Annotated in this window: 2 protein-coding genes; both read right to left on the minus strand. The window is 73.4% G+C overall.

The window, feature by feature from the left end; all coding sequences use genetic code 11:
* Positions 1 to 8,421, minus strand: an 8,421-nt coding sequence (locus AB0G04_RS43720) for an SDR family NAD(P)-dependent oxidoreductase (protein WP_360996525.1), incomplete at its 3' end; no start/stop codon positions are given.
* A 34-nt stretch (positions 8,422 to 8,455) separates the two neighbouring features.
* Positions 8,456 to 12,062: SDR family NAD(P)-dependent oxidoreductase (locus tag AB0G04_RS43725; protein WP_360996528.1), on the minus strand; the 3,607-nt coding region annotated here is incomplete at its 5' end.

Below are 12,062 nucleotides of genomic sequence, written 5' to 3' on the forward strand. Positions count from 1 at the left end.
CACCTGGCCAGCACCAACCGGCACCTCCTCAGCCGGGACCAGCCGCAGACAATCCAGCGACGCACCACCCACCACATCCAGATGCCAGGCAGCCGTATCCGGCACCACCAGCGACGACGACGGCAACGCCCGCACCAACCGCGGCACCCACAACCCATCACCACGAACCGCCACCTGCGGCTCATCCAAAACCGCCAGACCACGCAGAACGTCCTCGGCCACCACACCGTCCACATCGGCCAGCACGATTCGACCCGGATTCTCCGACTGCGCCGACCGCAACAAACCCCACACCCCCGAGGCCTGCGGATCCACCAGCACACCACCCACAGCGACAGCACCACTCACCGCCACCACCAGCACACCCTCAACACCCGAAGCCAGCCAACCCTGCACCCGCTCCAGCACCACCACCACATCCGGCGAACCAACCCGCCACACCTCCACCCCAACATCCGAAGAAACCGGCGACGCACCCCGCACCAACGACCACTCCACCCGCAACAACGCGTCGCGGGTGGCGGTGTTCGCGGTGGGTGTGCCGTCCCAGGCGCGAAGGACGAGACGTTCGATCGAGGCCACCGGTACGCCGGTCGCGTCGGCCAGCCGCACGCTGACCCCGCCGCCGTCGGCGCGGGACAGGCGTACCCGCAGCATCGACGCACCCCGGGCGTGGAGCGTGACGCCGGACCAGGAGAACGGCAGCATCGGGCCGGATCCGGTGCCGGCGAGGTCACCGAGGCCGATGCCGTGCAGCGCCGCGTCGAGCAGCGCCGGGTGGACACCGTAGGCGTCGGGCTGCTCCGACTCGGGGAGTTCGACGTCGGCGTAGATGTCGTCACCGACCCGCCAGGCGCGGCGCAGACCCTGGAACGCCGGGCCGTATCCGTATCCGGCTTCCGCTCCGGCCTCGTAGAAGCCGGTCACGTCGACGGCGATCGCCTCCGCGGGCGGCCAGGTGTCCGGCTCGTCGCCGTGCACCGGAGGGGCGGCGCCGATCACGCCGGACGCGTGGCAGATCCAGTCGTCTCCGGCGTCGAGTGGATTCTCGCCGCCGGTCCGGGAGAACACCCGGATCGTACGGTCGCCGCCGTCCTCCGCCGCGCCGACCCGGATCTGCACGGACACCCCGGCGTCGGCGGTCAGTACGAGGGGTGTCTGCAGTGACAGGTCGCGTACGGCCGCGGCACCGACGGCGAGGCACGCCTGCCAGGCCAGTTCGACGAAGGCGGTGCCGGGTACGACGACCTGGCCGGCGACCGCGTGATCGGCGAACCACGGCACGGATCCGAGTGACCACCGGCCGGACAGGACGATGCCGTCTCCGTCGGCGAGTGCGACGCCGGCGCCGAGCAGCGGGTGCCGTACCTCGGAGAGCCCGATGGCGGCCGCGTCGCCGCTGCGTACGGTGACGGCCGGCCAGAACCGCTGCCGCTGGAACGCGTACGTGGGCAGTTCGCTGACCGGTCCGTCACCGAGCACCACCGACCAGTCGACATGCCCGCCCCGCGCCCACAACTCACCGGCCGACCGCAGGAACTGCACCCAGCCGCCCTGATCCCGCCGCAACGATCCGACCGCGACACCACCGCGTTCGCCGACACCGGCGGTCAGGACCGGATGCGGGCTCACCTCGACGAACAGCCGATGACCGGCAGCGATCAGACCACCGACCACCTCATCGAAACGCACCGGCCGCCGCAAATTCTCGAACCAGTACCCGGCACCCAGCTCCACCGGATCAATGCGCCCACCGGTCACCGTCGAATAGAACGGCACCTCACCAGCCAGCGGCGTCAAACCGTCGAACGCGGCCAGGAGCTCGTCACGCACCACATCGACATGAGCGCAATGCGACGCGTAGTCGACCGGCACCCGCCGGCACCACACACCCCGCTCCGCACACCGGGCCTGGACCGCCTCGATTCCCGCGACGTCGCCGGAGAGCACCACGGACGCCGGACCGTTGACCGCAGCCACCGACACCCCGCCGACACCCTCGATCAACGCCGCCGCCGACTCCTCATCGACAGCCACCGCCAACATGCCACCCGTACCCGCGATCGCCCGCAACGCCCGCGACCGCACCGCCACCACCCGAGCACCGTCGGACAACGACAACACCCCGGCAACCACCGCCGCCGCGATCTCACCCTGCGAATGCCCCACCACACCGGCGACATCCACACCCAGCGCCCGCCACTGCTCAGCCAGCGACACCATCACCGCCCACAGCACCGGCTGGACGACGTCGACGCGCTGCAGCAGCGTGTCGTCGTCGCTGCGCAGCACGTCGAGCAGTGACCAGTCCACGTGCTCGTCGAGCGCCGCCGCGCATTCGGCGATCCGGGCGGCGAACACCGGCGACTCCGCCAGCAGATCCACCGCCATCCCCAGCCACTGACTTCCCTGACCGGGGAAGACCAGCACCACACCACCATCGACGTCACCTACCGGCTCACCCGGCTGCAGGGAGGTGAGGCCGGCGATCAGTTCGTCCGCGGTCCCGCCGACGACAACGGCGCGGTGGGCGAGGGCTGCCCGGGACGCGGTCAGCGCCCGGGCGATCGCGGCGGGCTCCAGTTCGGGCCGGCCGGTCGCGAACGCTGCGAGTCTCTGTGCCTGTCCGGCGAGGGCCGTCCCGGACCGGGCGGACAGGATCCACGGCACCACGGGCGCGGTGACCGTCTCGACGGGTTCCGCGGGCGTGGCGGCGGGTGCCTCCTCGATGATGACGTGGGCGTTGGTGCCGCTCATACCGAACGAGGACACGCCGGCCCGGCGGGCGCGTTCGCCCCGGGTCCAGTCGCGGGCCTCGGTCAGCAGACTCACCGACCCGGCGGACCAGTCGACGTGCGAGGACGGTGCGTCGACGTGCAGGGTGGCCGGCAGTAGGCCGTACCGCATCGCCATCACCATCTTGATGACTCCCGCGACGCCGGACGCGGCCTGCGTGTGGCCGATGTTCGACTTCACCGACCCCAGCCACAACGGCTCGTCCCGGTCCTGGCCATAGGTCGCCAGCAACGCCTGCGCCTCGATCGGGTCACCCAGCCGGGTACCCGTACCGTGCGCCTCCACCGCATCCACATCGGACGCTCGCAGCCCCGCGCTCGCCAGCGCCTGCCGGATCACCCGCTGCTGCGACGGACCGTTCGGCGCGGTCAGACCGTTCGACGCACCGTCCTGGTTGATCGCACTGCTCCGCAGGACGGCCAGTACCTCGTGGCCGTTGCGTTCGGCGTCGGACAGCCGTTCCAGCAGGAGCAGGCCGACGCCCTCACCCCAGCCGGTGCCGTCGGCCGCGTCGGCGAACGCCTTGCAGCGGCCGTCCACGGCCAGGCCGCGCTGGCGGGAGAACTCGGTGAAGATGCCCGGCGTCGACATCAGCGCGACACCGCCGGTGAGTGCGAGCGTGCACTCACCCGCTCGCAGTGCCTGTGCCGCGAGGTGGATCGCGACCAGTGACGACGAGCAGGCGGTGTCGACCGTGACGGCCGGGCCCTCGAGGCCGAAGGCGTACGCGATCCGGCCCGAGACGACGCTCGCCGCGCTTCCGGTGGCGACGTAACCTTCGGCGTCACCGTCGCCGGCCATGAGCAGGGCCAGGTAGTCCTGGCTGTTCGAGCCGATGAACACGCCGGTACGGCTGCCGTTGAGCGAAGTCGGGTCGATGCGGGCCCGCTCGAACGCCTCCCAGCTGGTTTCGAGCAGGAGCCGCTGCTGCGGGTCCATCGCCAGGGCCTCGCGCGGTGAGATGCCGAACATGCCGGCGTCGAAGTCCGCGATGTCGCTGATGAAGCCGCCGTGGCGGGTGTAGGACGTGCCGCTGTGCTCGGGGTCCGGGTGGTAGAGCCCGGCGAGGTCCCAGCCGCGGTCGGACGGGAACGTCGACACCGCGTCGCCGCCGTCCGCGACCAGCCGCCAAAGGTCTTCCGGACTTCGTACGTCACCGGCGTACCGGCAGCTGATGGCGACGATGGCGATCGGGTCGCCGGTACCGGCCGGCTGCTCGGCGGCGGTCCGGACCGGGTCGTCGCCGGTGCCGAGGATCGTCGCGGCCAGATGGGCGGCCAGCGCCGCCGGGCTCGGGTAGTCGTAGACGAGACTCGCCGGCAGCCTCAGCCCGGTGACCGTGTTCAGCCGGTCGCGCAGCTCGACGGCGGTGAGCGAGTCGAATCCGAGTGCCTTGAACGGACGCTGGGGTTCGACCGATTCGATACCGGCGTAGCCGAGGACCGTGGCGACCTCGGTACGGACGAGAGTGAGCGTCAGCCGGAGCCGTTCGGTCTCGCCGGCCGCACGCAACCGGGCCCGGAGGGCGTCGTCGCCGGCTCCCGGGGCGGGCGTGCTTTCGGCGGGTGTCCGCAGGACGGTGAAGAGCCGCGACGGGCGGCTCGACGTGAACGCGGGCTCGAACCGGTTCCAGTCGACGTCGGCGACCACGACGGAAGTCTCACCGTGGTCGACGGCGCGGGCCAGCGCGGCGATCGCCCGGGCCGGGTCGAGGGGGTTGAGGCCGCGGCGGCGCAGGTACGTCTCGGCGTCCCCGGCGGCGAGCATCCCGTCACCGGCCCACGGTCCCCAGGCGACCGATGTGGCCGGACGGCCCCGGTGGCGGCGGTCGGCGGCGAGTGCGTCGAGGTAGGCGTTGGCGGCACTGTAGGCGGCCTGCCCACCGCTGCCCCAGGTGCCGGCGATGCTCGAGTACATGACGAAGACGTCGAGGTCGGCGCCGGCGAGCAGCCGGTCGAGGTTGGCCGCGCCGTCGACCTTGGCGCGCAGGACCGCGGCGTACGACTCCGGGGTGAGGTCGTCGAGGGCGGTCGCGTCGATCGCGCCGGCGGTGTGGATCACGCCGGTGATCGGCAGGTCGCCGGGAACCTCCGCGATGGTTGCGGCGAGTGCTTCGGCGTCCGCGACGTCGCAGGCGACGATCGAGACCCGGCTGCCGTACGCGGTGAGCGCGTTCACCAGCTCGTCGTTGCCGGGGGCGTCCGCCCCGCGCCGGGACAGCAGCATGATGTGCGGGGTCCCCCGCTCGGCCAGCCACCGTGCCGCGTGACCGCCGAGGGCGCCGGTACCGCCGGTGACCAGGACGGTGCCGCACGGCTGCCACGGCCCGTGGCCGGCGGCCGCCGGGGACTCGGCGGCCGGGACCAGCCGACGGCCCAGGGTGGTGCCGGCCCGCACGGCGACCTGGTCCTCGAACGCGCCGGCGCCGACCGGCTGGGACAGGATCCGCGCGAGCTGACCGGCCGTGATGTCGTCCGCGACGGTGTCCAGATCGGCCAGCCCGCCCCACACTGCCGGGGCCTCCAGCGCGGCGACCCGGCCGAGGCCCCACAGCTGCGCGGCGGTGGCGTCGGTGACGGCGTCGCCGGGTCCGGTCGTGACGGCGCCGCGGGTCAGGCACCACAGCGGCCCGGTGCCGGCGTCCCGGGCGGCGCCGAGCAGCGCGATCACGGAGGGCGCTCCGGTGCCCGCGGCAACGATGCCGGTGACGCCGTCGAACGCCCGCAACCGTGCGGTGAGGTCGGTACGGTCGGGTTCGGCGCCGATGACGAACTCGGCCACGGTGGCGCCGGCGAGCCGGAGTGCGGCAGCGACATCCTCGGCCGCGCCGCCGGTCTCGGTGGCGAGCAGCCATGTGCCGTCGAGCCGGCCGGTGCCGGTCTCGACCGGTTCCCAGGTGACGGTGTAGCGCGGGGCCTCCGCCGGGGCGGCGGGACGGCCGGCGGTCGTACCGAGCCAGTAGTGTTCGCGCTGGAACGGGTAGGTCGGCAGGCCGACCGGGGTGCCGCCCCAGCCGGCGTACATCGCCCGCCAGTCCACCTGCGTGCCGTGGGCGTGCAGCAGGCCGACGGCACCGAGCAGTGTCCGCACCTCGTCGTGGTCGCGGCGTCCGGCCGGGGCGACCACGGTCTCGGCACCGTCGAGGCAGAGCCGGGTCATCGTGGTCAGTACCGCGTCCGGGCCGGCCTCGAGGAACCGGGTGGTGCCCTGGGCGTGCAGCCAGGCGATGCCGTCGGCGAACCGCACCGCCTCCCGCACGTGCCGTACCCAGTAACCGGCGCTGAACGCGTCGACGGGCGCACCGGTGAGGTTCGAGACGATCGGGATACGCGGCGAGCCGTACGAGATGCCGGCCGCCACCGTCGCGAACTGCGCCAGCATCGGCTCCATCAGCGACGAGTGGAACGCGTGCGACACCGTCAGCCGGGTCGTCTTCGCGAACCGCGGTGCCAGTGCGTCGATCGCCGCGGCGTCGCCGGAGACGACCACCGCGTTGGGGCCGTTGACCGCGGCGATGTCCAGCCCGCCGGTCAGTTCGGCCCGGACCTCGGCCTCGGTCGCCCGGACGGCGAGCATCGCGCCGCCCGCCGGGAGCGCCTGCATCAACCGGCCGCGGGCGGCGACCAGCGTCACCGCGTCGTCCAGGCTCAGCACGTCGGCGACGTGGGCCGCGACGATCTCACCGATCGAGTGGCCGAGCAGGAAGTCGGGGCTGATCCCCCAGCTCTCCAGGAGCCGGTAGAGCGCGACCTCGTAGGCGAACAGGCCGGCCTGCGTGTATACGGTCTGGTTCAGGGCGTCGCCGTCCTCGTCGACGACGTCGGCGAGCGGGCGTTCCAGCTGTCCGGCGAAACGCTCGCACACCGCGGCGTACGCGTCGGCGAAGACCGGGAACGCCTCGGCGAGCGCGCTGCCCATCCGGGCGCGCTGGGCTCCCTGCCCAGTGAACAGGATCGCGGTACGGCCGGACAGCACGCTGCCCCGCAGGAGAGCGGGGTCCGGCCGGCCGTCGGTGAGCGCGTCGAGCCCGGCCACGGCCGCGGCGTGGTCGCCGGCCAGTACGACGGCGCGGTGTTCCAGGGCGGCGCGGGTGGTGGCCGCGGACAGGCCGAGCGACACCAGGTCGGTGACCGGTTCGGCGGTGACCCGGTCACGCATCCGCCCGGCCAGGGCACGCAGGGCGGCCGCGGAGCCGGCGGACAGCGGGATCGGCACGACCCGAGGTGCCGTGACCGTCTCGGCGACGGTCCGCTCGACCGGCGGTGCCTCCTCGATGATGGTGTGCGCGTTCGTGCCGCTGATCCCGAACGACGACACCGCGGCCCGGCGCGGCTGCCCGGTGACCGGCCACGGCCGGGACTCGTTGAGCAGTTCGACACCGCCGGGTGCCCAGCCGATGTTCGGGTCCGGGACCTCGGCGTGCAGGGTGCGGGGCAGTTCGCCGTGGCGGATCGCCATCACCATCTTGATGATGCCGGCGATACCCGAGGCGGCCTGGGTGTGCCCGATGTTGGACTTCAGCGATCCGAGCCACAGCGACCGCCCGGTGGTCCGGTCCCGGCCGTACGTCTGGTGCAGCGCGTACGCCTCGATCGGGTCACCCAGCGTGGTGCCGGTGCCGTGTCCCTCGACGGCGTCGATGTCGTCCGGCACCAGACGGGCGCCGGCAAGCGCCTGCCGGATCACCCGTTCCTGCGCGGGCCCGTTCGGGGCGGTCAGGCCGTTGGACGCGCCGTCCTGGTTGACCCCGCTGCCACGGATGACCGCGAGCACGTCGTGGCCGAGCCGGCGGGCCTCGCTCAGCCGTTCGACGACGAGCACCGCGGCACCTTCGGACCAGCCGGTGCCGTCGGCGTCGGAGGCGTACGACTTGCAGCGGCCGTCGCCGGCCAGGCCGCCCTGCCGGGCGAACTCGGCGAACACGGCGGGGCCGGGGATGACGGTGACGCCGCCGACGATGGCGAGCGTGCACTCGCCCTGGCGCAGCGCCTGCGCGGCCAGGTGCAGCGCGACCAGTGACGAGGAGCAGGCCGTGTCGATGGTGACGGCGGGGCCTTCGAGTCCGAGTGTGTAGGCGATCCGGCCGGAGATCACGCTGTTGGCGGTGCCGGTGAGCAGATGGCCTTCGGTCTCCTTGGCGGCGACTCCGGCGCCGTACCAGGAGGAGGACGCGCCGACGAACACGCCGGTGCGGCTGCCGCGCAGGGCCAGCGGATCGATGCCGGCGCGTTCCACGGTCTCCCACGCCGATTCCAGGATCAGCCGCTGCTGCGGGTCCATGGCGAGGGCTTCCCGGGGGCTGATGCCGAACAGGCCCGCGTCGAAGGCGTCGGCGTCGTGGACGAAGCCGCCCTGACGCGCGTACGCCGGGGCCTCCGGGTCGTCCGGGAGATCGTCCCACCCCCGGTTGACCGGGAAGCCGCCGATCGCGTCGCGGCCCTCGGCGACGAGCCGCCACAGCTGGTCGGGATCGGTGACCCCGCCGGGCAGCCGGCAACCCATCCCGACGATCGCGATCGGTTCCCGGGCGGCGCTCACCAGCTCCCGGTTCTGCTGACGCAGACGCTCGATCTCCTTCAACGAAGCGCGCAGCGCTTCGACCGTCTTCTCCGCGCGGTCGCTCATCAGGATCCCCCACCGTGGAACGTCGTCAGCAACATCAGTCGTTGTCGTTCTCGAGCGCGATCTGGATCAATGCGTCGACGTCGAGGTCGTCGATCTCCTCGGCCGCCGGTCCGTTACCGGCCGGTTCGTCGTCGGTGGCCAGTCCCGCGACGCGCAGCAGCACGTCCAGGACGCCGGCGTCCCGGAGCCGGGCCAGCGGCACGGTCGCCAGCGCGGCCCGCAGCGCTGTCTCCTGGTGGTCGGGGCCGGAGCCGCCGTCCATTCCGGCGCACAGTTCCCGTTCCAGCAGGGCCGCGGCCGCCGCCGGCGTCGGGTGGTCGAACACGAGCGAGATCGGCAGGGCCAGTGCCGTCGCCGCGTTCAGCCGGTTGCGCAGCTCGACCGCGGTCAGCGAGTCGAAGCCGAGTTCCTTGAAGCTGCGGTTCTCCTCGACCCCGGTGCCGCCGGAGTAGCCGAGGGTGTCCGCGGCGGTGCGGCAGACCAGGTCGGCCAGCACCCGGTACCGGTCGGCGGCCGGGATCTCGGCGAGTCGTGCGTGCAGCCGCCCGGCCTCGCCGTCGTCCGGGGCGGTCCCGGCCGTACCACCCGCCGGCACGACGTCCTCGGCCCGCGGTGCCACCGCCCGCATCAACGGACTGGGCCGCATGGCGGTGAAGCTGGTCAAGAACGCCGTCCAGTCCACGTCGGCGACCGTCACGCACGTCTCGTCGTGGTCGACGGCCTGGCCCAGCGCCGTCAGTGCCGCACGTGCCTCCATCGGCCGCAGCCCGCGCCGGCGCAGGTACGCCGAGGCCTCCTCGGTCGCCGCCATCCCGGTGCCGGCCCACGGGCCCCACGCGACCGCGAGTGCGGTCTCGCCCCGGACGCGACGCTGCTCGGCGAGCGCGTCGAGCGCCGCGTTGGCGGCACTGTATGCCGCCTGATGGCCGCTGCCCCAGACTCCGGCGATCGACGAGAACAGCACGAACGCGTCGAGCGGCACGCCGGCGAGCAGCTCGTCGAGGTGTACGGCTCCGTCGACCTTGGCCCGCAGGACGCTCGCCACATGGTCCGGAGTGGCGGTGTCCAGCGCGTGCCCGGTGTCGACTCCGGCGGTGTGCACCACCCCGGTGATCGGCCGGTCCGCGGGAACGGCCGCGAGCACCTCGGCGAGCGCGGCGCGGTCGGCGACGTCGCAGGCGGCGACGGTCACGGCGGTCCCGGCCGCGGTGAGGGCGGCGCCCAGCTCGGCAACGCCGGGCGCCTCCTCACCGCGGCGGCTGAGCAGGAGCAGATGTTCGGCTCCCCGCTCGGCGAGCCACCGGGCGACCTCGGCGCCCAGGGCTCCGGTTCCACCGGTGACGACCACGGTGCCGGTCGGCCGCCAGGGCGAGCGGCCGGCCGGTTGCGGCGCGACGGCTCGCACGAGCCGGCGGGCCACCGCACCACTGTCGCGGAGGGCGACCTGGTCCTCGTCGCCGCCGAGCACCCGGCCGAGGCCGGCCCGGGAACGGACGGTCCAGCGGGCCGGACCGTCGATCAGTCCGCCCCAGGTGTTCGGCCAGTCCAGTGCTGCGGCCCGGCCGAAGCCCCAGATCTCAGCGTGTCCCACGTCGACGGCGGTGTCGGCGCCGGTCTGCACGGCGTTCCGGGTGAGGCACCACAGTCGTACGCCGATGCCGGAGTCGTCCAGTGCCTGGACCACCGTGAGCACACGTTCGGCCGCGTCGCCGATCCCGGCGGGCGGTACCCACAGCAGCCCGGCCGGTGTGACGCCCTGCGCCGCGGCGCGGATCGCGACGGCCAGGCCGGCCCGGTCGGGCACGTCCCGGACGGTGACGACCTCGCTCTCCAGCGCACCGATGTGCTCCGGTGCGCCGATGACCAGCCACGGTCCGGTCGCCGGAGGGGTTCCCGGACCGTCGAGCGGTTCCCAGCGCACGGCGTAGCGCATGCCGAGGACGGCTACCTGTTCCTGCTGCCGCCGGTGCCATGCCGACAGGGCGGGCAGCACGCTGCCGAGCGCCTCCCGGGACACCGGGCCCGCGGCGAACTCCAGGTCCGACGCGATCGTGTCCAGGTCTCCCCCAGCCACCGCCGACCAGAAGTGCTGCTCCGCGGCGTTGCCCGGGACCGGTCCCGCGTCCGTGCCGGCGGCCGGGTCACCGAGCCAGTACCGCTCCCGCTGGAAGGCGTACGTCGGCAGGTCGACCGGTCGCGTGGCGGCTCTGTCGTACCAGGTGTCCCAGCGGACCGCCGCTCCCTCGGTGTACAGCCGGGCGACAGCGTCGGCCAGGGTGCCGGCGTCGTCGCGCTGCCGGCGCTGGCAGGCCACCGTGACGGGTTCGAGTTCACCGCCGGCTGCCGGCCGCAGGCTCGCGGCGGCCATCGCGGTGAGCACTCCGTCGGGGCCGAGCTCGACGAACGCCGAGACGCCGTGGTCCTGCAGCCAGGTGACACCGTCGGCGAACCGGACCGTCTCCCGCGCGTGCCGCACCCAGTAGCCGGCCGTGTACTCGGTGGCCGGTTCGCCGGTCAGACCGGACATCACCGGGACGACCGGTCGCCGGTACGTCAGTGTGCCCGCGACGGCGGCGAACTCGGCGAGCATCGGTTCCATGAGCGACGAGTGGAACGCGTGCGACACGGTCAGCCGGGTCGTCTTGGCGAATCGCGAGGTCAGAGTGTCCATCGTCCGCACCGGACCGGAGAGCACGACCGCCGCCGGCCCGTTGACGGCCGCGATGTCCACGTCGAGCCCGGCGATCACTTCACGGACCTCGTTCTCCGGGGCCTGCACCGCGAGCATCGCCCCGCCCCCGGGCAGGGCCTGCATCAGCCGGCCGCGGGCCGCCACCAGGGTGACCGCGTCGTCGAGATCCAGGACACCGGCGGCGTGCACGGCGGCGATCTCGCCGATCGAATGGCCGAGCAGGTGGTCCGGTTCGACACCCCACGAGGTCAGCAGCCGGTAGAGGGCCACCTCGAAGGCGAACAGGCCCGCCTGGGTGTAGCCGGTCTCGTGGATCCGGTCGTCGCCGATCGCTTCACGCAGCGGTACGCCGAGGGCGGCGAAGCGTTCGCAGATCTCGTGGAAGGTGGCGGCGAAGAGCGGGAACCGCTCGGCGAGCGCGGCGCCCATGCCGGGTCGTTGCGCGCCCTGACCGGTGAACAGGAAGGCCGTCCGGCGGTCCCGTGCCGTGCCGGTCACCAGCGCGGGGGCGGGCTCGCCGGATGCGAGCGCGGTGAGCGCGGCGGCAAGCCCGTCCCGGTCGGCGGCCGTCAGGACCGCCCGGTGCCCGAGGGTGGCCCGGGTTCCGGCGAGCGCGGCACCGACGTCGAACGGGTCGAGGTCTTCCCGGTCGAGCAGGTCACGCAGTCGTACGGCCTGGGCCCGCAACGCCTCGACGCTCTGCGCGGACAGCGCCCACGGCAGCGCGGTCCCACGTCGCGGGTCCGATCCCGCCGCAGGGGACGCTTCCGCCGGGGGTGCTTCGAGGATGGCGTGGGCGTTGGTGCCGCTGATGCCGAAGGACGAGACGGCGAACCGGCGGGGCCGGTCGGTGGTGTCCCACGGGCGGGTCTCGGTGAGCAGCCGTACCGATCCGGTGGTCCAGTCGACCTCGGGTGTGGGTGCGTCGATGTGCAGTGAGGCCGGCAGG

Origin of the sequence: Actinoplanes sp. NPDC023801, from assembly GCF_040639655.1 — a bacterium.
GTDB lineage: Bacteria > Actinomycetota > Actinomycetes > Mycobacteriales > Micromonosporaceae > Actinoplanes.